This window comes from Paracraurococcus ruber (assembly GCF_004353985.1).
GTDB lineage: Bacteria > Pseudomonadota > Alphaproteobacteria > Acetobacterales > Acetobacteraceae > Paracraurococcus > Paracraurococcus ruber.
Genome location: NZ_SMOA01000037.1, coordinates 1 through 20,383, shown reverse-complemented (window position 1 = coordinate 20,383; position 20,383 = coordinate 1). Strand labels below are relative to the sequence as shown.

Sequence of the window (20,383 nt, the reverse complement as noted above, 5' to 3'; positions counted from 1 at the left end):
GCTACCGCCAGACCCGCGGCACCTTCACCGGCAGCATGACCTGGATGGGAAGGGCGGCGAAGCGGTCCAGCGCCAAGCTCTCATGCACCGCCGTCGCCTCCTGCCCCAGCAGCCGCGTGCGGATCTCGGACCGCGTGTAGAAGGGCGCATCCTCCAGCTTGCGGACCAGGCGGGCCTGCCCGTCCTCGGACCGCGCCGGCCGCGCCACGCCCCAGAAGCCGCGCGGCAGGGCGGCGGGCGGCGGCAATTCGGCATCCTCGACCGTCCCGTCCGCCCGCACGCGCAATGCCAGGGCTTGCCGCGTGCCGTCGCGGCGCAGCGCGTCGTACAGCACCGCGGTCTGGTCGGGCATCGGCGCGCGGCACCAGTCCCACTCGCGGAAATCGGCTTCGAGCGGCGCCGCGCCGGCATTGGTGTCGAAATAGGCCGGGCCGGACCAGCGCAGGCCCGGGCTCTCGAAGGCGACCTCGGCGCGCGACCGCGCGGCGATCGGCTGCCAGCGATGCCGGCCGGCCGCATCCAGCAGGAAGGCCCGGGTCGAGACCGCCTGCGGGATGACCCGCACCCGGCCACGCAGGCGGGAGGGAAGGGGGGCCGTCACCTCCTCGATCTCGACCGTCAGGGCATTGCCGTCCCAGCTCATGGCGCTCGGGCCGATGCGGAGGAAGTCCGGCCCGCGCTGCAACGCGCCGCGCGCCCGGTCCGTCATCGCCCAGCGCCGTGGCGCGCCGTAGAGCGCGACATTCATGCAGCAATGGTTCTCGGGATCGCCCGCGCCCCAGCGCCGGCTCCAGGCATACCAGGGCGAGAAGACCGTGCCGATGAAGGCGATGATCGTGATGCCGTGCCGGCCATCATCGCTCAGCGCATCCACATACCACCAGGCATAGCCATGCTTAGGGACCGGGCGGTCGAACTCCCAACCCCGCAGCCCCGTGGCAGGCGGTGGCGTGATCGCGTTCATCGCCGGTCCTCCATCACCGCCGCGGCGGCCAGCCGGCCGGACAGCGTCGCCATCGGCACGCCGGCGCCGGGATGCGCGCTGCCGCCGGCCAGGTACAGGCCGGGCAGCCGCGTGCGGGCGCCCGGCCGGCTGAAGCTTGCCTGCCAGCCATGCACCGCCATGCCATACAGGGCGCCGCCGGTCGCCGGGAACAGCGCGTCGAAGCCGGTCGGCGTGGTCAGCACCTCCCGCGCCGGGTCGCGCGCCACCCGAAGGCCGCAGCGCTCCAGCAGGCCGAAGCAGGCGGCCTCGGCGGCTGCGACCTCCGTCGCGCCCAGCGGCTGGGAATCGCCACGCGCCGGCGCATTGATCAGCACCAGCAGCCTTTCCGGCCCGCCCGGCGGCGTGTCCGCGTCGCCGCGATCCTGGGCGCAGACATAGACGGTGGGCGAGGCCGGCACCCGGCCGCGCGCCGACAGGTCGCCGAATTCCGCCGCATAGTCGCGGGAGAAGAACACGTTGTGCCGCACCAGCGGGAAGCCCGTGGTCTCGACATGCATCGCCCAGGTGATGGCCGAGAGGGAGCGGCGGGCGCGCGGCACCGCCTCCGCCGCCTTCGCCACCTGCGGGCCGAAGCGGCCGGTGCCGATGGCGGAGACGTCGGAATTCGCCACCACCGAGTCGGCCTCCAGCACCTCGCCATCCGCCAGCTGCACGCCGGCGGCGCGGCCGCCCCGGGTCAGGATCTGCCGCACCTCCGCGCCGTAGCGGAACCGCGCGCCCTTCGCCTCGGCCAGCGCCGCCATGGCACGGGCGATGCGGTGCATGCCGCCCTCCACGAGCCAGACGCCGGATTGCTCGACATGCGCGATCAGCATCAGGGTCGCGGGCGCGAGGAAGGGGGAGGAGCCGACATAGGTGGCGTAGCGGCCGAACAATTGCCGCAGCCGCTCGTCGCGGAAATGCTCGCCCAGCGCGGCCCAGAGCGTGCTGAAGGGCGAGGTCGCCAGCAGCCGCCCCATGCCGCCCAGCCCGGCGCGGGAGACGAGGGAGACCGGCGTCGGCCGCGGCGCCTTGATGAAGGGGTCCTCCAGCGCGGCATAGGTCTTCCGCGCCCGCTCGACGAAGGCGAGGTAGCCGCGCGCCTCGGCCGGCCCCGCGAAGGCGCCGATGGCGTCCGCCGAGTCGCGGATATCGGCGAAGAGGTCGAGCCGGCCGGGCGCGCCGTCCCAGGCATGGCGGGCAAGCACCCGCACCGGCTGCAGCGGCAGGTGGTCCGCCAGGTTGGCGCCGGCGGCGGCGAACAGCCCTTCGAACACCCAGCGCATGGTGAAGACGGTCGGACCGCCATCCACGCCCGCGTCGCCGATGGCGATGCGGCGCATCTTGCCGCCGGGCGCGGCGGCGCGTTCCAGCACCAACACCTCCCGCCCGCGGGCGGCCAGGTCGAGCGCCGCGGCCAGCCCGCCCATGCCGGCGCCGATCACGATGACGCGGCGGCTCATGCCGCGCGCTCCGGCCCTGTGCGATCCGGCAGGCTCATGCCCCGCATTCAAGGGGGCGCCGGATAATTGTCAAGGGAACTGGACAGTCTGGACCGTCAGGCAGCCCGAATAGGGTCGCAGCCGGCCGTGACCCCGGCCGCGACCCCGTTTCCGATCCGGGCTGAAAAATCACCCCACCGTGGCGGAACACGGTGGGGTGAGAGGCTGAAATACAGGGACGGGGCGGAGGGGAAACATCCGCCCCGGCAGGAAGGCTGCCCGAGGCCGGCACTCCTGGCTGTGCGCCCGGTCACACGCCGATGCGACGTTGTCCTTCCGCCGCTGCGATAATTCCGGTATTCTGGAATCATGATGGAAGTCGAGGCGATCGAGGCGCTGGGCGCCCTCGCGCAGGAGACGCGGCTGCGCGTCTTCCGCCTGCTGGTGGAACAGGGGCCGGCGGGGCTGCCGGCCGGCGCCATCGCCCGGGCCTGTGGCGTCCCGGCGAACACCATGTCGGCGCATCTCGGCATCCTCGCCCGCGCCGGGCTGGTGCGGCCACGGCGGGAGAGCCGGCAGGTCATCTACGCCGCCGACTTCGCCGGCGTGCGCGGGCTGGTCGGCTTCCTGCTGCAGGATTGCTGCCGCGGCCGGCCGGAATTCTGCGCTCCGCTTCTGGATGCCGCGCTGCCTGCATCCTGCTGTCCCCCGACCGAGGTAAGGAGACCCGGCCCATGAAGCGCCTGCATGTGAACCTGGCCGTCGCGGACCTGGATGCCACCATCCGCTTCTACAGCGGGCTGTTCGGCGCGCCGCCCACGGTGGTGAAGCCGGACTACGCCAAGTGGATGCTGGAGGATCCGCGGGTGAATTTCGCGGTCTCCACCAAGGGGGTCGGCGGCTGCGGCGGGCGCCGGCCCGGCCTCGACCATCTCGGCATCCAGGTGGAGGACCGTGCGGAACTGACGGAGGTCTACGGCCGGATGCGGGCCGCCGATGCGCCGGTGCTCGAGCAGGGCGCGGTCACCTGCTGCTACGCCGCCTCGGAGAAGAGCTGGATCAACGATCCGCAGGGCATCGCCTGGGAGGCCTTCCTCACCACGGGCGAGGCGACGGTCTATGGCGATGGCGGGCTGGCGGCGCCGGGCGGCGTGCGGCTTGCCGGCTCCGGCGCCGCCGTGCTGCCGGCGGCCGCCGCCGCCTGCTGCGCCCCGGCCGGGGAGGGCGCGGCGTGAGCGCGGTGACGATCTGGCACAACCCGGCCTGCGGCACCTCCCGCAACGCGCTCGGCCTGATCCGCGAGGCGGGGATCGAGCCGGTGGTCGTCGAATACCTGAAGACGCCGCCCGACCGCGCGACGCTGCGGGCGACCATCGCCGCGGCCGGGCTGACGGTGCGGCAGGCGCTGCGGGAGAAGGGCACGCCCTATGCCGAGCTCGGCCTGGACGACCCTGGCCTGTCGGAGGATGCGCTGCTGGATGCCATGCTGGCGCATCCCATCCTGATCAACCGGCCCTTCGTCATCGCGCCCGGCGGCACGCGGCTCTGCCGGCCGAGCGAGCAGGTGCGGGAGATCCTGCCCGCGCCGCCGGGCGGCGCGCAGCCGCGATGATGGCTGGCCTGCCGCGCCGCCTGGCGGCGGAGGCGCTCGGCACGGCATGGCTGCTGGCCGTGGTGGTCGGGTCCGGCATCATGGCGGAGCGGCTGTCGGGCGGCAGCACGGGGCTGGCGCTGCTGGCCAATGCCGTGGCGACCGGCGCGGCGCTGCCGGTCATCATCCTGGTCTTCGCGCCGCTCTCGGGCGCGCATCTCAACCCGGCGGTCAGCCTGGTGATGGCGCTGCGGCGGGAGATCGCGGCGCGCGACGCCGGGCTCTACATGCTGGCGCAGGCGGCGGGCGGCATCCTCGGCGTGGCGCTGGCGCATGCGATGTTCGAGCATCCGGCGCTGCTCGAGGCCGGCACGCGGGCGCGGACCGGCGGCGCCCAGTGGCTGGCGGAGGGCGTGGCGACGGCCGGCCTCGTACTGGCGATCCTCGGCGTGCGGCGGGCGATGGCGACGGCGGTGCCCTTCGCGGTCGGGCTGTACATCGTGGCGGCCTATTGGTTCACCGCCTCGACCAGCTTCGCCAACCCGGCGGTGACCCTGGCGCGCGGCTTCACCACCAGCTTCGCCGGCATCGCGCCGGCCGATGTGGCGGGCTTCGCCCTGGCGCAATGTGCCGGCGCGCTTCTCGCGGCGGGCCTCTGGCGCTGGCTGGAGGTGCCGTCGCAGTCCGGGGTCCGCGGCCAGGCCATCGCTCCGGCGGGTGTCGAGGGATCCCGCTGAGGGCGCCGGCGCCCGCGGGCCGGCACGGCGTGCGCGTGCATCCGAACGCTGGGGCCAGGCCCGGGACCGGCGGGCGGGGCCCTGCGCCGCGGCCTTCGCCCCGCCCCGTGGCGCAGGCTACAGCGGCAGGCTGACGGCGATCGCCGCGGAGGCGATGACGGCGGTGTCCTCCCGCTCCGGGTCCGGCACGTCGAGGCCGCCCTTCACCACCCGCACCGTCACCTGGCCATGCGGCAGCGAGGCGCGGACGCGCTCGGCCTCCACCCGCTCCGGCTTCTGCACGCCGATGGTCACCTCGACCACCATCGCCTTCGGGTCCACCCGCAGCGCCCGCAGCATGCTGAGGGAGGAGTGGTGCAGCGCATCCTGCACCGCCCGCAGCGCCGCCTTGGTGTAGTCGCCGCCATGCAGGTCGTTGCCGGTGCCGAGCTCGAGGATGACGCGGCGCAGGGTCGTGCTCATGCCGCCGCTCCCTCCGGCAGGTCGAGGAAGACCTCGGCCGCCGCCTGGGCCAGCAGGGTCACGCCGCTGCCATCGGCGGTGGGGATGGCCAGGCCGCCCTCGACCACCTCCACCGTTCCGGTGCCATGCGGCAGCACGGCCAGCACCGCGGCCTTGTCCACGCGACGCGGGTCGGGCACGCCGATGGTGACCTTCACCCGCATGCTGTCCACATCCACGCCGAGCGCATGGGTGATGGTGAGCGAGTTGTGCCAGAGCGCGTCGCGCAGCGCGCGCACCGCCGCCTTGGTCGGCTCGTCGCCGCGGATATCGGTGCCCATGCCGATCTGCAGCACCATGCGCCTCATCGGCATGACCTGGTCCTCCCCTGCATCCGGCGGCAGTGTCCCGCCGGCGGGGCAGGTCGGCAATGGGCGCGCCGGCCATGGGCGGACCGGCCATGGGCGCGCCGGCAACGGGCGCATTGGCGACGGGTGCCCGGGCCATGGCCGCGCCGGACGAAGGCAGCGCCCCGGGACCCGTGGCGCCGGGGCTCAGGCGGCCAGGCGCAGGGCGGACCGGCTCCGCATCAGGGGCTGGATGCGGGTGCCGAACTGCTCCATGCCGATGATGAAGTCGTCGAAGGTCAGCATCACGCCCGAGAGGCCCGGGATCTCCGCAAGTTCGTCCAGCAGGCGGGCCACGGTGGCATAGCTGCCGACGAAGACGCCCTGGTTGGTCGGGTGGTTGTCGCCCTGGTTCCTCTGCCGGTTGGCGGTGGCGTAGGGGTCGGTGGTCTTGTCCGCGCCGGCCTGGGCGTTGCGCCAGGCCATCGCCTCATGGTCGTAGCCGTCGCAGTAATGGCGCCACTTGGCCATCGCCGCCTCGTCGGTCTCGTCGGCGACGACCATCTGCATGACCAGCGCGCCGACCTCGCGGCCGGTCGCCCGCGTCGCCTCGACCAGCCGGGCGATGCTGGGCGCCACCCGCTGGGGTTGGTTCACGCCGAAGCCGACGCAGAAATTGTAGTCGCCGTACTCGGCGGCGAAGCGCGTGCCCTTGTCCGACTGCGCCGCGCAGATGATCGGGATCCGGGCCGAGGGCTGCGGCAGCAGCTGGCACCGGTCCATCTGGAAGAACTGGCCCTTCAGGTCGCTCTCGCCGGTCGCCCACAGCTCCCGCATGATGCGGACATACTCGCCGCAGTATTCGTAGCGCTGCTGGAAATGCGCCTCGCCCGGCCAGATCCCCATCTGGCTGTACTCCGCCTCCTGCCAGCCGGAGACGATGTTCACCCCGAAGCGGCCGGGGGCGATGCTGTCGATGGTCACCGCCATGCGCGCCGCGATTGGCGGCGGCATGGTCAGCACGGCGATGGAGGCGAAGAGCTGGATGCGCTGCGTCACCGAGGCGAGGCCGGCCATGAGCGTGAAGCTCTCGAGCCCGTAGTCCCAGAACCGGCTCTTCCCGCCGAAGCCGTGCAGCTTGATCATGGACAGCGCGAAGTCGAGGCCGAATTGCTCCGCCCGCTGCACGATGCGGCGGTTCAGGTCGAAGCTCGGCAGGTATTGCGGGGAGGTGGTGGAGGTCAGCCACCCGTTGTTGTTGATGGGGATGAAGACGCCGACCTGCATGCTGGAAGCCTCCGCTGCCCGTCCCGGGTGGCAGGGGTCACGCAAGCGGCGTGCCATGTGCGGCGGGCGGGGCGGGACCGCGGGTCCGGGCGGGGAGGGGCAGGTGACTCCGGCCGCCCGCGACCCCATCTTGCGGGAAACCGATGGGACGGACGCGATGAGCACGACGGAGAAGGCGGGGCTGGAGACGGCGACCCTGGGCGGCGGCTGCTTCTGGTGCCTGGACGCGGTCTTCCGCGACCTGCGCGGGGTGGCCAGCGTGCATTCCGGCTATAGCGGCGGGCATGTGCCGAACCCCAGCTACGAGCAGGTCTGCGGCAAGAAGACCGGCCATGCGGAGGTGGTGCAGATCGCCTTCGACCCGCAGGAGATCAGCTTCGCCGACCTGCTGCGGGTCTTCTTCACCATCCACGACCCGACGACGAAGGACCGGCAAGGCAACGATATCGGCCCGCAATATCGCAGCGTGATCCTCTACCACTCGCCCGAGCAGAAGGCGGTGGCGGAGCAGGTGATGGCGGAGGTGACGCAGGCCGGCATCTGGGACGGCGCGCTGGTGACCGAGCTGGTGCCCTTCGAGCATTACTGGCCGGGCGAGCCCGAGCACCAGGACTACTTCGCCCGCAACCCCTGGAGCGGCTACTGCCGGGTGGTGGTGGCGCCGAAGGTGCAGAAATTCCGCAAGACCTATGCCGAGCGCCTGAAGCGCCCGGCCGCCTGACCCGGAAAGACCTCCATGTCCCTGTTCTCCCGCAAGGAAGCCCCCCCGGCCGAGACCTTCCCGGTCGAGAAGCCGGACGAGGAATGGCGCCGCGCCCTGTCGCCCGAGGCCTTCCGGGTCCTGCGCCAGCACGGCACCGAACGCGCCGGCACCAGCCCGCTGAATGCCGAGAAGCGCGAAGGCACTTTCCTCTGCGCCGGCTGCGGCCACCCGCTCTTCGACTCGGCGACGAAATTCGAGAGCGGGACCGGCTGGCCCAGTTTCTGGGCCCCGGCGGACGGCGCCGTGGGCACCACCACCGACCGCAGCTTCTTCATGGTGCGGACCGAGGTGCATTGCGCCAATTGCGGCGGCCATCTGGGCCATGTCTTCCCGGACGGGCCGCCGCCGACCGGCCAGCGCTACTGCATGAACGGCGTGGCGATGCGCTTCGCGCCCCGCGAGACAGGCGGCGGCGTCGATCAACCATGAACCGGTAAGCGCTTCGGCGCTTGCCTTTCCGCCCAGGGCGGGGAAATTTCCCGCCCCTGTATCGGGATGCCAGATGTCATGCGGCGCGCCCTTCTCGCGCTTTGGCTGGGGCTGGTCGGGCTGCTGCCCGGCACCGCCCGGGCCGACCTCGTCTATGTGCTGAACAGCGCCGATGCCTCCATCTCCGTGCTCGAGAGCACGACGCGGGAGGAGGTGCGCCGCATCCCCGTGCTGCGGGAGGTGCATCACCTGATCCTGTCGCCCGACCGCAGCGAGCTGATGGTCGGCGACAGCGGCGGCAACGAGATGATCTACATCGACCCCGCCACCGCAGAGGTGAAGCGGCGGGAGAGGTTCAGCAACCCCTACCATATGGAGCTGACCCCGGACGGCAAGCTTCTGGTCGTCACCAGCCTGCGCCGGGACCAGGTGGACATCTACGACTCGGCGTCGCGGGCCCTGCTCACCCGGCTCCGGGTGCCGGATAAGCCCAGCCACCTGGCCTACACGCCGGACAGCCGCATGGTCTTCGTGACCCTGCAGGGCGCCCGCAGCCTGATGGCGATTGACCTGGCGGAGCGCAAGCCGATCTGGACCGCCGAGGTCGGCTCGCAGCCGGCCGGCGTCACCTGGCACCGCGGGCGGCTGCTGGTCGGCATCATGGGCAGCGACCATGTCGCCGTGGTCAACCCGGCCGACGGCAAGGTGGAGCGGACCATCTTCGTCGGCCGCGGCGCCCATACCATCGTGCCCTCGCCCGACGGCCGGGTGCTCTACGTCACCAGCCGGGTCGACAGCCGCATCACCGTGCTGGATGGCGAGACGCTGAACCCTACCGCCTCCTGGCCGCTGCCGGGCGGGCCGGACTGCATCGCCTTCGACCCGCAGGGACGGCTCTGGGTGACGTTGCGCTGGATCGCGCGGGTGGCGGTGGTGGACCCGGCGACCGGCCAGGCGGAGACCATCCCGGTCGGCCGCTCCCCGCACGGGATTTTCGTGCAGCCGCGGGCGACCCCGCTGCCGCCGCTGACGGTCTCGGAGGTCGTGCCGCCGCCGGCCGAGGCGGCGGTGGTGCCGACCGCCGCCGATGCCGGGACGGCGCCGGCACACCAGCCGGCGATCTGGCGCCGCATGCTGACCCGATGAGGCGGCGGGCCCTGCCGGGACTCGCGGCGGCGCTGGCGCTGCCGGCGCTCGGCCGGGCGCAGCCGGCCTGCCGCGGCACGGTCTACCTGACCATCGACACCGGCTGGGGCCGGGAGGCCGAGCAGATCGCCGGCATCCTGCGCCGCCGGGATGTCCGCGCCACGCTCTTCGTGGCGGACGAGCCGACCCATCGCGGCGACCGCAGCCTGGACGAGTCGTGGGCGCCCTTCTGGCGGGCCCGCGCCGCCGAGGGCCATGCCTTCGCGAGCCATACCTGGCGCCATTGGTATTTCGCCGGTGACCCGGCGCCGGGGCGGGTCCGCTACGCGTCCCGCCGCGGGGAAGGGGCCGAGCAACTCGACGCCGCCGGCCTCTGTGCCGAATTGCGGCGCCCGGTCGAGCGGCTGCAGGCGCTGGCGCCGGGGGCGCGCATCCTGCCGCTCTGGCGCGCCCCGGGCGGCATCACCACGCCCAACGCCCTGGCCCTGGCCGCCGCCTGCGGGCTGCGCCACCAGGGCTGGACCGCCAACGGCTTCTGGGGGGATGAGCTGGACAGCGCCAAGCACCCGAACGACGTGCTGGCCCGCCGTGCCATCGAGCGCACCCGCGACGGCGAGGTGGTGGTCCTGCATTGGGGCGTGCGCAGCCGGAAGGACCCCTTCGCCGAGGTGCTGGACCCGATCATCGCGGGGCTGCAGGCGCGCGGCTTCTGCTTCGCCACCCTGCCGGCCGAAGGCAAGACATGAACGCGCTGTACGACGCCTATGCCGCCCTGACCGGCTGGATCTTCGAGCATGCGCTGCAGCCCCTGCTCTACGCCGCGGGGCTGATGGACTGGGCGGAGGACCTCTACGACTGGCTGGACTTCGCCCTGTTCGGGCTGTTCGGCATCCTCGCCGTCTGGCTGGTCTGCCGGCCGCTGGAAGCCTGGCGGCCGGTGGAGCCGCGCCAGGACCGCCGCGCCATCCGCACGGACATGCTCTACACCGTGCTCACGCGGCTGGGGCTGCTGCCGCTGCTCGCCTTCGTCTTCCTCGCCTCGGTCCAGGCGATGTGGGAAGGCTGGCTGACCGAGCAGGGGCTGCTGCCGCCGACGCTGGAGGAACTGGTCCCGGCGCTGCGCGCCCACCCGCTGCTGGCCTTCGCCTGCTATGTGGTGATCCTGGATTTCGGCGAGTACTGGCGGCACCGGGCGCAGCACACCCTCCGCTGGTGGTGGGCCCTGCACGAGATCCACCACGCCCAGCGGCAGATGACCTTCTGGACCGATGACCGGAACCATGTGCTGGACGATGTGCTGGCGGCGCTGTGGTTCGGCGGGATCGCCCTGCTGATCGGCGTGCCGCCGGGGCAGTTCCCGCTCATCGTCCTGCTGCTGCGGCTGGCCGAGAGCCTGTCGCACGCCAATGTCCGGCTGGATTTCGGCCGGCTGGGGGAGCGCCTGTTCGTCTCGCCGCGCTTCCACCGGCTGCACCATGGCGTGCTCTCGGCCGGGGCGCAGGGCAAGAACTACGCGGTGCTGCTGCCGGTCTGGGACTGGGTCTTCGGCACGGCGGATTTCCGGCGGGGGGTCTATCCGCCGACCGGGGTGCCGGATGGCGACGAAGCCCTCGCCACCGGCGGCTGGCTCCGGCAGCAGGTGGGCGGGCTGCGGCGGATGGCCGGCGCGCTCGGCCTCCGGCGGCGTCCGGCCGCCGCCCCGTCGGACGCCGCCGGCCTCGACCCCCGGCCGGGGCCTCAGGCGCGGACCCGGACCCCGGCCTGATGCCGGCCTGCGGGCGTCCCGAGGTCCCGGTGCCGCGGGCGCCTGCGGGGTTGGTCGGGCGGCGGCGACCCGGACATGATGGTCGCAGCGGCCGGCACCCATGCCGGCCGCCCTGAACCCGCTGCGGAGCCGCCCGGCATGACGTCGCTCACCATCGCCCTGCTGCTCGCGGCCGTCGCGCTCGGCGTGCTGGCCGGGGCCCATTATCTGGGCCGCAGCCGCAAGCCCTGGGTGGTCACGCTGCACCTGGCCGCCGGCGCGCTGGGTGCCTGGCTGTTCTTCCTGCTGCTGCATGGCCGCGACGGGGCGCCCCCGGGCCTGGTCCCGGGCCTGCTGCTGGGCGCCGCCGTGCTGGGCGGGCTGCTGCCGCGGCTGATCGCCCGGCGCGCCCGCAAGCCGGCGGAATGGCTGCTGGTGGCGCATGTCTTCACCGGCCTCGCCGCCTTCCTCACCGTCCTCTCCTGGTCGGCGCGGCTGTAGGCGGTCAGCCCAGCAGCCAGTCCGCGCCGGTCTTCAGCACCAGCCCGGCCAGGGCGGTCAGCGCCAGGGTGCGGACGACGCCGAGCTTCATGCGGAACAGCGCCACCGCCGCCAGCATCGCCAGCAGCGCCGCCAGCGGGTCCAGCGTCGTCGGCACCGGCACCTCCAGCACCGCCGGGCCCAGCGGCACCGCCCGCACCTCGCCGAACAGCACGCGCAGCCCGAACCACAGCGCGAGGTTGCCGATCACCCCCACCACCGCGGCCGTCACCCCGGCCAGCGCGCCCTTGAGCCGCGGCTGGTCATGCAGCCGCTCGACATAGGGGGCGCCGAGGAAGATCCAGGCGAAGCAGGGGGCGAAGGTCACCCAGAGGGTCAGCACCGCGCCCAGCACCCCGCCCCAGGCGCCGCCGGCGGCATGCCCGGCCAGGTAGCCGACGAATTGCAGCACCAGGATCAGCGGGCCAGGCGTGGTTTCCGCCAGGCCGAGCCCGGCCAGCATCTGCCCGGCGGTCAGCCAGCGGTAATGCTCCACCGCCTCCTGCGCCACATAGGCCAGCACGGCATAGGCACCGCCGAAGGTCACCACCGCCATCTTGGAGAAGAACCAGGCGAGGTCGCCCCAGAGCGGCGTTCCGATCAGCAGCGCCACCGGCCAGAGCCAGAGCGCGACGGCCACCAGCCCCGCCCGCCGCGCCGCGCCGGCCAGGCGGGCGATGCGGTCGGGCTCGGCGGCCAGCAGCGCGTCCAGCATCGCCGGCGGCCCGTCCTTCGCCGCGCCATGGCCGCCGCCGGCGAAGGCGGCCGGCAGCAGATAGCCCAGCAGCGCCGCCGCCAGCACCACCAGCGGAAAGGGCAGGCCGAAGAGGAAGAGCGCGAGGAAGGCGGCCGCCGCCAGCAGCCAGGGCAGGCGGCCCTTCAGGGCGCGCCGCGCCACGCGCAGCAGCGCCTCCACCACCAGCACCAGCACGGCGCATTTCAGCCCGAAGAACAGCGCCGCGATCAGCGGCACCGCGCCGAAGCCGACATAGATCGCCGACAGCGCCAGCATCACCAGCGCGCCGGGGATGATGAAGAGCAGCCCGGCGGCGACGCCGCCCTTCACCCCATGCATCAGCCAGCCGAGATAGGTGGCAAGCTGCTGCGCCTCCGGCCCCGGCAGCAGGGTGCAGAAATTCAGCGCGTGCAGGAAGCGGGCGTCGGAGACCCAGCGGCGCTCATCCACCACCTCCCGGTGCATGAGCGCGATCTGCCCGGCCGGTCCGCCGAAGGACAGGCAGCCGATGCGGAACCAGACGCGCAAGGCCTCGGCGAAGCTCGGAAAGCTGCGCGGCGGTTCGGCATTCATCGCAGCACCTCGGCCCTCGGCGTGGCGGACAGGGTATGGCGGTCGGCGATGCGCCACAACGCGGCGCGGCCGGGAGCGGAACCGCCTGCGGTCACGACAGGGACGCGCAGTCGCCGCGGCGTCCGACCGTGGACGACGCGTCGCAGGCGCAAGGGGCGGTCATCGCGCAGTTCCGGCGGGCACCCATCGGTCGTCGGCCCCGGGCAAGCTGACGGGCGCGGGCGTCATCCCCGGCGGCATGGGTCCGCAGACGGGTGTCGGCCTTGAAGCGCGATGCCGCCCGCCCGGCCCATCCGTCGCATCGCCGGCCCGCCGCGCCCGGCCTGTCCAGGTCGCGCATCGCCGCCGCCGCAGGACGGAGGCCGAGCGCAAGCCGCCGGGCAGGGCGGGACCGCGTCGCCTCGGCGCCGCCTGCCTCCGCCGCGCCTGCGGCGGAAGCGCGTCGGAGGCGCGCGGACCGCCTCCCCCCGCATGCTACTCCGCGCTGGCGCCGTCCAGCGTCGCCACGGCGTCGGCGGGCAGCGTCAGCGTCGCTGCCTTCACCAGGTCGTCCACCTGCGCCTCGGTCGTCGCGCTGGCGATCGGCGCGGTGACGGCGGGCTTCGCCAGCAGCCAGGCCAGCGCCACCTGCGCCGGCGTCGCCGACATCTCCTTGGCGACCGCATCCAGCGCATCCAGCACCGCGAGGCCGCGCGGCGTCAGGTACTTCGCCATGCCGCCGCCGCGCTTGCTCTTGCCGAAATCCGCCTCCGACCGGTACTTGCCGGAGAGGAAGCCGGAGGCGAGGGCGTAGTAGTTGATCACGCCGATGCCCTCCCGCTGGCAGAGCGGGCCGAGCTCGGCCTCGAACACCTTGCGGTCCATCATGTTGTACAGCGGCTGAAGGGTCTGATAGCGCGGCAGCCCGTGCTGCGCGCTCACCGCCAGCGCCTCGCCGAGCCGCGCTGCGCTGTAGTTGGACGCGCCGATGGCGCGGACCTTGCCCGCCTTGATCAGGTCGCCGAAGGCGCCGAGCGAGTCCGCGAGCGGCGTCTCCGGGTCGTCCTTGTGCGCCTGGTAGAGATCGATGCTGTCGGTGCGCAGCCGGCGCAGGCTGTCCTCGACACCCTGGGCGATCCAGCGCGGGGAAAGGCCGACCGCGTGCTTCGGCCCGTTCCCGTCCGCGTCGCGCGGGCCCATCTGCATGCCGACCTTGGTCAGGATGGTCACCTTCGCGCGGTTGCCGCGGGCGGCAAGCCAGTCGCCGATGATGGCCTCGCTCTCGCCGCCCTGGTTGCCGGGCGCCCAGGCGGAATAGACATCCGCCGTGTCGATGCAGGTCAGCCCGACATCCACCAGCTTGTCGAGGATGCGGAAGGACGCCGCCTTGTCGAGCGTCCAGCCGAAGACATTGCCGCCGAAGATGATGGGCGGCGTCGCGATGCCGCTGCCGCCGAGCTTGCGCTGTTGCATGGGTGGTCCTCTCCCGGGGCGGCGCGCCGCGGGGCCCGGGGGGGCCGGCGGCGCCGCTCCGCTGTGCTGTTGATCCGCGCCGGTGAGGATGCGCGGGACGGCGTCAGCGGTCCAGCAGGCCGGCGGCGCGCAGGGCACGGCGGATCAGCCGGCCGGGCCCGGCCCCCGGCGCCTCGGCCGGCGGCGCTTCCCGCGCCGCGCCCTCGCCAAGCTGCGCCACGCCGTCGCGGCCGACGCGGATGATGCGGTCCAGCCAGGCGGAGCGGCCGGCCTCGCGCGGCGCCGGCCGGTCCGGCACGGCGGCGGCGCCGAGGCCGAAGAAGCCGGCGATCGCCTCGGTGGAGGCGATGCCGACATCGAGGATCCAGGGCGCCGGCTCGCCGATCGCCTCGGGGCCGCGACGCGGCGCGATCGGCACGCCATGCGGCATGCCGGCGATCGCGTGGTGTTCCAGCACCACGGCCCCGTCCGCGCCGCGCCAGGCGCGGCGGCGATGCGCCGGACCGGGGGCCTCCATCGTCCCCGGCGCCAGCGGCAGGCCGTGCAGGTCGCGCCACTGCTTCAGGATTTCCTCGGCATTCGCCGGGCGGACCGTCGCATCCGCGTCCCCCTGCCAGACCGAGACGCGCGGCCAGGGCCCGCGATGCGGCGAGGCGCGGCGCACCGCCTCGCCCCGCTCCGGCGCCGGGCGGGGGCGGCCGGTGGCCATGGCCTCGAAGGCCTCCGGCATGGAGTGCGCGGCATCGTAGGGCAGGCCGGCGATGATGGCGCCGGCGGCGAAGACCTCGGGGTAGGTGGCCAGCATCGCGCTGGCCATGGCGCCGCCGGCGGACAGGCCGGTGACGAAGACCCGCCGCTGGTCCAGCCGGTGCCGCGCGACGGCATGCGCCACCATCTGCCGGATGGACAGGGCCTCGCCGCGGTCGCGGCGCGTGTCGCCGGGCTCGAACCAGTTGAAGCAGCGGTTGGCGTTGTTCGCCATGCGCTGTTCCGGCAGCAGCAGCGCGAAGCCGTGCCGCGCGGCGAGGCGGGACCAGCCGGTGCCGCGGTCGAAGCCGGCGGCGGTCTGGTTGCAGCCATGCAGCACGACGACGAGCGGCGCCCCGGGCGGCAGGCCATCGGGGACGCATTCCAGCATGCGAAGCTGCCCGGGATTGCTGCCGAAGGCGGCCTCCTCCCGCAGGGCGCCGTCGCCGGTTGGCAACGGCCCGGCCATGGCGCCCCGCATCGTCCCCTGCAACGCCCCTTGGGCCATGGCCTGGCTGCGGCGGACGAGGTCGGCGAGGTCGAGATGCGGCTTCGGCAAGGCGGGGATCCTTTGCCGCCCTGGCGCGGCCCTGGGTTCAGCGTGGCGCGGGCCATGGGGTTTCGCTGCATTGCAGCATGAACTTGAACTGCTTTCTCAGGCAACGCCGGCGCGTCAGGAACGTTAGGCGAACAGGCCAACCACGGAAGGACGCCGCCCATGGCGAAGCAGCCGCAGCACCAGCCGCCGGAGAACCCGAAGACCGATCCGGACCCGGGCTCCAACACCATCAAGGACCCGGATGACTGGACCACCGGCGATGAGACGATGACCGGCGCCCAGGCCAGCTACCTGAAGACGCTGAGCGAGGAGGCCGGCGAGGCCTTCGACCCCGGCCTCAGCAAGGCGGATGCGTCGAAGCGGATCGACGAATTGCAGGCGAAGACCGGCCGCGGGCGCGGCTGAGCCCGCTTGCCCTTCGCGCCGCCCTGGCGGGCCGGCGCGGCCGGAGGCGGATGTCGTCGCCGGCCCCGGCCAGTTTGAGCCACCAGCTGCCGAGGGGGCCGGCATCGGCCAGGGACATGGCGGGGAATGGGGCCGACGTGCCGCCGATCGCCAGGCGATGACCCCGGGCATGCGCATGCCGTCGCCCCGGACGCCGGCGGGTAACCGGCGGCGGGGCAGGGGTCATGCGCCGCCCGCGGCGATCGCCGCGTGTTGCCGGGCACTCCCGGCGAAGGCGCGCAGGCCCTTCTCCACCGTGCCGCGATCCAGGTCGCGTAGGATGAAGACGAGGCGGGATCGCCGGTCATCCCCCTCCGGCCAGGCCGCCAGCTTCACCGGCGGATGGAACAGGTGCTGCACGCCATGGATCGCGACCGGCCGGTCCTCGCCCACCAGGTTCAGGATGCCCTTGATGCGCAGCACGCTCTCGCCGCGCGTCATGCTCAGCACCTCCAGCCAGGTCGCCAGCCCGTCCCAGGGCAGGGGCTCGTCGAAGGTCAGGCAGAAGCTGTGGATCCGCGCATCGTGGCGATTGGCGTCGTGGTGGTGATGATGGTGGTCGTGCCCATGGCCCTGCGCCTGCCACGCCTCGGCATCCAGCCAGCGCCTGACCTCGGGGTGCTTGCGGGTGGCGTCGTAGAGGCCGCAATCCAGCAGCGCCTCCGGCTCGATGTCGCCATGCAGCGCGTTCAGCAGCGGCGCGCCCGGGTTCAGCGCCCGCAGCCGGCCCCAGAGCCCCGAGACCTGCTCCGGCGTCGCCAGGTCGGACTTGGTGATCACCAGGCGGTCGGCGACCGCCGCCTGCTTCACCGCTTCCGGCTGGCTGTCCAGCGTCGCCGCGCCATTCGCGGCATCCACCAGCGTCACCACGCCGTCCAGGCGGTAGCGGTAGAGCACCAGCGGGTCGCTCATCAGCGTCTGCAGGATGGGCGCCGGGTCGGCCAGCCCGGTCGTCTCCACCACCACTCGACGGATCGGGTGCCCTGCCTCGATCCGCACCGCCAGGTCGCGCAGCGCCTTCACCAGGTCGCCGCGCACGGTGCAGCAGAGGCAGCCGGCATTCAGCAGCACCGTGTCGCCGTCCAGCCGCTCCACCAGCAGGTGGTCGAGGCCGATCTCGCCGAACTCGTTGATCAGCACGGCGGTGTCGCGCAGCGCCGGGTGCCGGAGCAGGCGGTTCAGCAGGGTGGTCTTGCCGGCGCCGAGGAAGCCGGTGAGGACGGTAACCGGGACCGGTTCGGGGCGGGTCGCGCCGGAAGCGCGTGGGGTCATGTCGGGGGCGCTCATCGTCCGTACAGGGCCTCCGCCGAGACCAGCGGGGCGGCGATCTCGGCCAGCGTGCCGTCGCGCGGCGCCAGGTAGAAGCAGGACCGGCGGCCGGTGTGGCAGGCGACCCCGGCCTGGTCCACCAGCGCCAGCAGCGCGTCGCCGTCGCAGTCCAGCCGCAGATCAACCAGGCGCTGCACCTGGCCGCTCGTCTCGCCCTTGCGCCACAGCCCGCCGCGGCTGCGGGAGAAGTAGCAGACCCGGCCGGTCTCCAGCGTTTCCGCCACCGCGTCGCGGTTCATCCAGGCCAGCATCAGCACTTCCCCGCTGTCATGCTGCTGGGCGATGCAGGGCACCAGCCCCCGCGCATCGAAGCGGATGGCGTCGAGCAGCCGGTCCCGCGCGGCGGGATCGGCAACGGAAAGGGTCGCGGCCAGGGTGGTCATGCCCCAATATAGGGAGGATGCACCCCACCGCGAACACCGCCCCCGCCCTGCCGCCCGGCACCGCGCCGACCGAGGCCAGCCTCGACCGCGCCGCGGCGCTCTGCGCCCGGCGCGGCGCCCAGCTCACGGCCCTGCGGCGGGAGGTGCTGCGGCTGGTGCTGGGGGCCGACCAGCCGCTCGGCGCCTATGCCCTGCTGGACCGGCTGAAGGCCAGCCGCGCCGGCGCCGCCCCGCCCACCGTGTACCGGGCGCTGGATTTCCTGGTGGAGCAGGGGCTGATCCACAAGGTGGAACGGCTGAACGCCTTCGTCGGCTGCGCCGATGCGCTGGACCACCCGGAGGATTGCGGCTGCGGCGCCGCGCATGACCACCCGCACCAGTTCCTGATCTGCGACCGCTGCGGCGCCACCGCCGAGGTCAGCGACCCCGGCGTGGCGCTGGCGCTGGCCCGGGCGGCGCGGGCCGCCGGCTTCGTGCCACGCCGGGCGACGGTGGAGGTCGAGGGCCTCTGCGCCCGCTGCGCCGGCGCCTGAGGCGGCCGGCGGGAAGGCCTGGCGCCGAAGCGCCGGGACGGATGCCGGAGCGGCGCGACGGCGCTCTTCGTTCGATGACCCGGGGCGGCTTGCGTGTCGCACCGGATGCGCCGACCGGCCCGGGGCCGCGGGCGGGCCGCAAGGGGGGCCACGAGGCGGGGGCGCAGCCCGCGGCGCGGATCGGGACGCGCGGTCGCCGGCCGGCGCCGGATGGGCTAACCCTGGCGGCGCAGCAGGGCAGGGGGAGGCTGGGGATGAGCGGCACGCCATCGCATCGCGCCAGGGTCGTGCCGGCGGGCCTCGCTGCCGCATGAGCGCGATCCCGCCCTTCCGCAGCCTGGAATTCGCCCCGCCGACCGAGGAAAGCCTAGCGGCGGACCACGCCGCCGTCGTCGCGCGGCTGGAGGCCGGCGACCTCGCCGGCGCGCTGGCGGCCTGGGACAGGCAGCGTCGCGAGCAGGACAGCTGGTCGTCTCTCGTGCATCTGCGCTTCGCGCAGGACACCACGGACCCGGCGGCCAAGGCGGCGCGGGAATATGCCGATGCGCTGGCGCCGGTCGCCGCCGGGCACGAGACGGCGCTGAAGCGCCGCCTGCTGGCCTGGCCCGACCGCGCGGCGCTGGAGGCCGCGGCGGGCGGCTTCGCGGTGCGGCTCTGGGAGATGGACGTCACCACTTTCGATCCGGTCATCGCGGCGGATCTCGAGGCGGAGTCGCGCCTCGGCGCGCGCTACACGGCGCTGCTCGCCGGCGCCACGCTGGAGATCCGGGGGGAGGTGGTGAACCTCGCCGGCCTCGCTCCCTTTGCCGAGGATCCGGACCGGTCGCTGCGGCAGGAGGCGGAGACGCAGCGCTGGGAGTTCTTCGCGCGCAACGGCGCCGAGCTCGACACGATCTACGATGAGCTGGTGCGGCTGCGGCACGGCATGGCGCGCAAGCTGGGCTATGACAGCTACACGCCGCTCGGCTATCGCCGCATGCGGCGCACCGATTACGGCCCGGAGGAGGTCGCCCGCTACCGCGAGGAGGTGCTGGCGCATGTGGTGCCGCTGGTCGGCCGCCTGCTGGAGGCGCGGCGCAAGCGCCTTGGCTGGGACCGGCTGCGCTTCTGGGACGAGGCGCTGGTGGACCCGGCCGGCAACCCGAAGCCGGCCGGCGACCACGACACGCTTTGCGCCCAGGCCGGGGTGATGTTCGGCCGGATGGACCCGCGCCTGGCCGCGTTCTGGCAGGCGATGGCGCAGGGCGGCTTCACCGACCTGAAGAACCGCCCGGGCAAGGCGGGCGGCGGCTTCTGCACCAGCTTCCCCAGCATCGGCGCGCCCTTCATCTTCGCCAATTTCAACGGCACGCATCACGACATCGGCGTCTTCACGCATGAGGTCGGGCACGCCTTCCAGAACTGGGAGAGCCGCGCCCTGCCGGGCGTGGACTACCTGTGGCCGACCATGGAGGCGGCGGAGATCCACTCCATGTCGCTGGAATTCCTCACCCATCCGCATATGGGCCTGCTGGTGGGGGAGGATGCGGCGGAGCGCTTCCGCCGCATGCACCTGGAGACCTCGCTGGCCTTCCTGCCCTACGGCGTCTGCGTCGACCATTTCCAGCACGAGGTCTATGCCAACCCGGAGGCGACGCCGGAGGAGCGGCACGCGATCTGGCAGCGGCTGGAACGGCTCTACATGCCCTGGACCGATTATGGCGGCCTGGCCTGGCCGGCGAAGGGCGGCCGCTGGCAGGCCAAGGGCCACATCTACCGCTCGCCCTTCTACTACATCGACTACACCCTGGCGCTCTGCTGCGCGTTGCAGTTCTGGGTGCGGTCGCGGCGCGACCCGCAGGGCGCGCTGGCGGATTACGTCGCGCTCTGCGGCCGCGGCGGCTCCATGCCCTTCACCGGGCTGGTCGCCTCGGCCGGCCTGGCCAGCCCCTTCGCGCCGGGCGCCCTGGCCGAGGTGGTGCGGGAGGCGGAGGCGGCGCTGGCGGCCTGAGCGCCCGCGCCGCGCGCCGGCGGCGCGGCATTCCGGACGGCGGCAGCATAGCGTGGGTGCGGGATCGAAGGTCCTGCTGCCGCCGGGCGCTGCACGCGGAGTGGCTGCGGGCGCCGGGCCGCTCGCGCCATGCCCATGGGCGTCCATGGCGTCCTGCGCTGCGGCGCGCCGGCCGCCGCGCTGCT

23 protein-coding genes are annotated in these 20,383 nt (G+C 73.5%); 13 read left to right on the top strand and 10 right to left on the bottom strand.

The features are described from left to right. Position 1: 1 nt before the first annotated feature. Both E2C05_RS09785 and crtD read right to left on the bottom strand, forming a co-directional pair. Positions 2 to 964, bottom strand: coding sequence for a carotenoid 1,2-hydratase (locus tag E2C05_RS09785; protein ID WP_133219434.1), 963 nt, complete (start codon positions 962 to 964; stop codon positions 2 to 4). Then, entirely contained in the window at positions 961 to 2,448 is a 1,488-nt protein-coding gene (gene crtD / locus E2C05_RS09780) for a 1-hydroxycarotenoid 3,4-desaturase CrtD (RefSeq protein WP_133219433.1), read from the bottom strand. Before crtD ends, E2C05_RS09785 begins: the two co-directional genes overlap by 4 nt. Before the next feature lie 348 nt (positions 2,449 to 2,796). On the opposite strand from crtD, the gene E2C05_RS09775 reads away from it, so the two are divergent. From E2C05_RS09775 to E2C05_RS09760, 4 genes are read left to right on the top strand one after another with little or no spacing between them, the layout of a single operon-like run. Next, on the top strand, positions 2,797 to 3,165 hold the full coding sequence (locus tag E2C05_RS09775) for an ArsR/SmtB family transcription factor (RefSeq protein ID WP_133219432.1): 369 nt from the start codon (positions 2,797 to 2,799) through the stop codon (positions 3,163 to 3,165). Further along, complete coding sequence (locus E2C05_RS09770; RefSeq protein WP_133219431.1) at positions 3,162 to 3,662, top strand: VOC family protein; 501 nt, start codon at positions 3,162 to 3,164, stop codon at positions 3,660 to 3,662. Before E2C05_RS09775 ends, E2C05_RS09770 begins: the two co-directional genes overlap by 4 nt. Beyond that, positions 3,659 to 4,039 (top strand): arsenate reductase (glutaredoxin), encoded by a 381-nt coding sequence (gene arsC / locus E2C05_RS09765; RefSeq protein ID WP_133219430.1) that lies wholly within the window; start codon positions 3,659 to 3,661, stop codon positions 4,037 to 4,039. The genes E2C05_RS09770 and arsC overlap by 4 nt, the downstream gene beginning before the upstream one ends. Next, positions 4,036 to 4,755 carry an aquaporin gene (locus E2C05_RS09760; RefSeq protein WP_200305424.1) on the top strand — a complete coding sequence of 240 codons (720 nt, stop codon included), beginning with the start codon at positions 4,036 to 4,038 and terminating at the stop codon, positions 4,753 to 4,755. Before arsC ends, E2C05_RS09760 begins: the two co-directional genes overlap by 4 nt. Positions 4,756 to 4,872: 117 nt before the next feature. On the opposite strand, the gene E2C05_RS09755 is transcribed toward E2C05_RS09760, so the two are convergent. The 3 genes from E2C05_RS09755 to rutA form a co-directional block, all read right to left on the bottom strand. Continuing rightward, entirely contained in the window at positions 4,873 to 5,217 is a 345-nt protein-coding gene (locus E2C05_RS09755; protein ID WP_133219429.1) for a Lin0512 family protein, read from the bottom strand. Beyond that, positions 5,214 to 5,570, bottom strand: coding sequence for a Lin0512 family protein (locus E2C05_RS09750; RefSeq protein ID WP_133219428.1), 357 nt, complete (start codon positions 5,568 to 5,570; stop codon positions 5,214 to 5,216). Before E2C05_RS09750 ends, E2C05_RS09755 begins: the two co-directional genes overlap by 4 nt. A gap of 180 nt (positions 5,571 to 5,750) precedes the next feature. Then, the gene (gene rutA / locus E2C05_RS09745; RefSeq protein WP_133219427.1) at positions 5,751 to 6,830 is read right to left on the bottom strand and encodes a pyrimidine utilization protein A; all 1,080 of its coding nucleotides are present in this window, start codon (positions 6,828 to 6,830) and stop codon (positions 5,751 to 5,753) included. 157 nt (positions 6,831 to 6,987) lie between these two features. Between rutA and msrA the strand changes: the two genes are divergently transcribed. From msrA to E2C05_RS09715, 6 genes are all read left to right on the top strand, one after another. After that, entirely contained in the window at positions 6,988 to 7,551 is a 564-nt protein-coding gene (gene msrA, locus E2C05_RS09740) for a peptide-methionine (S)-S-oxide reductase MsrA (protein ID WP_133219426.1), read from the top strand. A 15-nt stretch (positions 7,552 to 7,566) separates the two neighbouring features. After that, on the top strand, positions 7,567 to 8,022 hold the full coding sequence (gene msrB, locus E2C05_RS09735; RefSeq protein ID WP_133219425.1) for a peptide-methionine (R)-S-oxide reductase MsrB: 456 nt from the start codon (positions 7,567 to 7,569) through the stop codon (positions 8,020 to 8,022). Between the two features lie 78 nt (positions 8,023 to 8,100). Then, complete coding sequence (locus tag E2C05_RS09730) at positions 8,101 to 9,168, top strand: YVTN family beta-propeller repeat protein (protein ID WP_240046683.1); 1,068 nt, start codon at positions 8,101 to 8,103, stop codon at positions 9,166 to 9,168. Continuing rightward, complete coding sequence (locus E2C05_RS09725; RefSeq protein ID WP_133219423.1) at positions 9,165 to 9,914, top strand: polysaccharide deacetylase family protein; 750 nt, start codon at positions 9,165 to 9,167, stop codon at positions 9,912 to 9,914. Before E2C05_RS09730 ends, E2C05_RS09725 begins: the two co-directional genes overlap by 4 nt. Further along, the gene (locus E2C05_RS09720) at positions 9,911 to 10,933 is read left to right on the top strand and encodes a sterol desaturase family protein (RefSeq protein ID WP_133219422.1); all 1,023 of its coding nucleotides are present in this window, start codon (positions 9,911 to 9,913) and stop codon (positions 10,931 to 10,933) included. The genes E2C05_RS09725 and E2C05_RS09720 overlap by 4 nt, the downstream gene beginning before the upstream one ends. A 138-nt stretch (positions 10,934 to 11,071) precedes the next feature. Continuing rightward, the gene (locus tag E2C05_RS09715) at positions 11,072 to 11,413 is read left to right on the top strand and encodes a hypothetical protein (RefSeq protein ID WP_133219421.1); all 342 of its coding nucleotides are present in this window, start codon (positions 11,072 to 11,074) and stop codon (positions 11,411 to 11,413) included. Between the two features lie 4 nt (positions 11,414 to 11,417). Here the strand turns inward: E2C05_RS09715 and chrA are convergent, their stop codons facing one another. The 3 genes from chrA to E2C05_RS09700 all read right to left on the bottom strand — a co-directional run bounded on the left by chrA (position 11,418) and on the right by E2C05_RS09700 (position 15,519). Beyond that, positions 11,418 to 12,761: a chromate efflux transporter gene (chrA, locus tag E2C05_RS09710; protein ID WP_133219420.1), complete on the bottom strand. Its 1,344-nt coding sequence runs from the start codon at positions 12,759 to 12,761 to the stop codon at positions 11,418 to 11,420. Positions 12,762 to 13,235: 474 nt separating this feature from the next. Next, positions 13,236 to 14,213: an aldo/keto reductase gene (locus tag E2C05_RS09705; RefSeq protein ID WP_133219419.1), complete on the bottom strand. Its 978-nt coding sequence runs from the start codon at positions 14,211 to 14,213 to the stop codon at positions 13,236 to 13,238. A 103-nt stretch (positions 14,214 to 14,316) separates the two neighbouring features. Next, positions 14,317 to 15,519: an extracellular catalytic domain type 1 short-chain-length polyhydroxyalkanoate depolymerase gene (locus E2C05_RS09700; protein ID WP_240046682.1), complete on the bottom strand. Its 1,203-nt coding sequence runs from the start codon at positions 15,517 to 15,519 to the stop codon at positions 14,317 to 14,319. Positions 15,520 to 15,678: 159 nt separating this feature from the next. Between E2C05_RS09700 and E2C05_RS09695 the strand changes: the two genes are divergently transcribed. Further along, the gene (locus E2C05_RS09695) at positions 15,679 to 15,924 is read left to right on the top strand and encodes a DUF3072 domain-containing protein (protein ID WP_133219418.1); all 246 of its coding nucleotides are present in this window, start codon (positions 15,679 to 15,681) and stop codon (positions 15,922 to 15,924) included. 222 nt (positions 15,925 to 16,146) lie between these two features. Here the strand turns inward: E2C05_RS09695 and E2C05_RS09690 are convergent, their stop codons facing one another. Then, entirely contained in the window at positions 16,147 to 17,235 is a 1,089-nt protein-coding gene (locus tag E2C05_RS09690; protein WP_133219417.1) for a CobW family GTP-binding protein, read from the bottom strand. Between the two features lie 11 nt (positions 17,236 to 17,246). Then, positions 17,247 to 17,675 carry a phosphoribosyl-AMP cyclohydrolase gene (gene hisI, locus E2C05_RS09685; RefSeq protein WP_133219416.1) on the bottom strand — a complete coding sequence of 143 codons (429 nt, stop codon included), beginning with the start codon at positions 17,673 to 17,675 and terminating at the stop codon, positions 17,247 to 17,249. 17 nt (positions 17,676 to 17,692) lie between these two features. Between hisI and E2C05_RS09680 the strand changes: the two genes are divergently transcribed. Both E2C05_RS09680 and E2C05_RS09675 read left to right on the top strand, forming a co-directional pair. Beyond that, the gene (locus E2C05_RS09680; RefSeq protein WP_133219415.1) at positions 17,693 to 18,208 is read left to right on the top strand and encodes a Fur family transcriptional regulator; all 516 of its coding nucleotides are present in this window, start codon (positions 17,693 to 17,695) and stop codon (positions 18,206 to 18,208) included. A 310-nt stretch (positions 18,209 to 18,518) separates the two neighbouring features. Next, a complete protein-coding gene (locus E2C05_RS09675) occupies positions 18,519 to 20,198 on the top strand; it encodes a M3 family oligoendopeptidase (protein ID WP_133219414.1) in 1,680 nt (559 codons plus the stop codon). Positions 20,199 to 20,383 lie beyond the last annotated feature (185 nt).

Excerpts from the sequence above, each read along its gene's own strand:
- hisI (WP_133219416.1), bottom strand. The coding sequence starts at position 17,675 with ATGACCACCCTGGCCGCGACCCTTTCCGTTGCCGATCCCGCCGCGCGG.
- E2C05_RS09675 (WP_133219414.1), top strand. The coding sequence starts at position 18,519 with ATGAGCGCGATCCCGCCCTTCCGCAGCCTGGAATTCGCCCCGCCGACC.
- msrB (WP_133219425.1), top strand. The coding sequence starts at position 7,567 with ATGTCCCTGTTCTCCCGCAAGGAAGCCCCCCCGGCCGAGACCTTCCCG.
- E2C05_RS09695 (WP_133219418.1), top strand. The coding sequence starts at position 15,679 with ATGGCGAAGCAGCCGCAGCACCAGCCGCCGGAGAACCCGAAGACCGAT.
- E2C05_RS09775 (WP_133219432.1), top strand. The coding sequence starts at position 2,797 with ATGATGGAAGTCGAGGCGATCGAGGCGCTGGGCGCCCTCGCGCAGGAG.
- rutA (WP_133219427.1), bottom strand. The coding sequence starts at position 6,830 with ATGCAGGTCGGCGTCTTCATCCCCATCAACAACAACGGGTGGCTGACC.
- E2C05_RS09760 (WP_200305424.1), top strand. The coding sequence starts at position 4,036 with ATGATGGCTGGCCTGCCGCGCCGCCTGGCGGCGGAGGCGCTCGGCACG.
- E2C05_RS09730 (WP_240046683.1), top strand. The coding sequence starts at position 8,101 with ATGCGGCGCGCCCTTCTCGCGCTTTGGCTGGGGCTGGTCGGGCTGCTG.
- E2C05_RS09725 (WP_133219423.1), top strand. The coding sequence starts at position 9,165 with ATGAGGCGGCGGGCCCTGCCGGGACTCGCGGCGGCGCTGGCGCTGCCG.
- E2C05_RS09720 (WP_133219422.1), top strand. The coding sequence starts at position 9,911 with ATGAACGCGCTGTACGACGCCTATGCCGCCCTGACCGGCTGGATCTTC.
- chrA (WP_133219420.1), bottom strand. The coding sequence starts at position 12,761 with ATGAATGCCGAACCGCCGCGCAGCTTTCCGAGCTTCGCCGAGGCCTTG.
- E2C05_RS09785 (WP_133219434.1), bottom strand. The coding sequence starts at position 964 with ATGAACGCGATCACGCCACCGCCTGCCACGGGGCTGCGGGGTTGGGAG.
- E2C05_RS09750 (WP_133219428.1), bottom strand. The coding sequence starts at position 5,570 with ATGCCGATGAGGCGCATGGTGCTGCAGATCGGCATGGGCACCGATATC.
- E2C05_RS09705 (WP_133219419.1), bottom strand. The coding sequence starts at position 14,213 with ATGCAACAGCGCAAGCTCGGCGGCAGCGGCATCGCGACGCCGCCCATC.
- E2C05_RS09715 (WP_133219421.1), top strand. The coding sequence starts at position 11,072 with ATGACGTCGCTCACCATCGCCCTGCTGCTCGCGGCCGTCGCGCTCGGC.
- E2C05_RS09755 (WP_133219429.1), bottom strand. The coding sequence starts at position 5,217 with ATGAGCACGACCCTGCGCCGCGTCATCCTCGAGCTCGGCACCGGCAAC.
- E2C05_RS09770 (WP_133219431.1), top strand. The coding sequence starts at position 3,162 with ATGAAGCGCCTGCATGTGAACCTGGCCGTCGCGGACCTGGATGCCACC.
- E2C05_RS09690 (WP_133219417.1), bottom strand. The coding sequence starts at position 17,235 with ATGACCCCACGCGCTTCCGGCGCGACCCGCCCCGAACCGGTCCCGGTT.
- crtD (WP_133219433.1), bottom strand. The coding sequence starts at position 2,448 with ATGAGCCGCCGCGTCATCGTGATCGGCGCCGGCATGGGCGGGCTGGCC.
- E2C05_RS09680 (WP_133219415.1), top strand. The coding sequence starts at position 17,693 with ATGCACCCCACCGCGAACACCGCCCCCGCCCTGCCGCCCGGCACCGCG.
- msrA (WP_133219426.1), top strand. The coding sequence starts at position 6,988 with ATGAGCACGACGGAGAAGGCGGGGCTGGAGACGGCGACCCTGGGCGGC.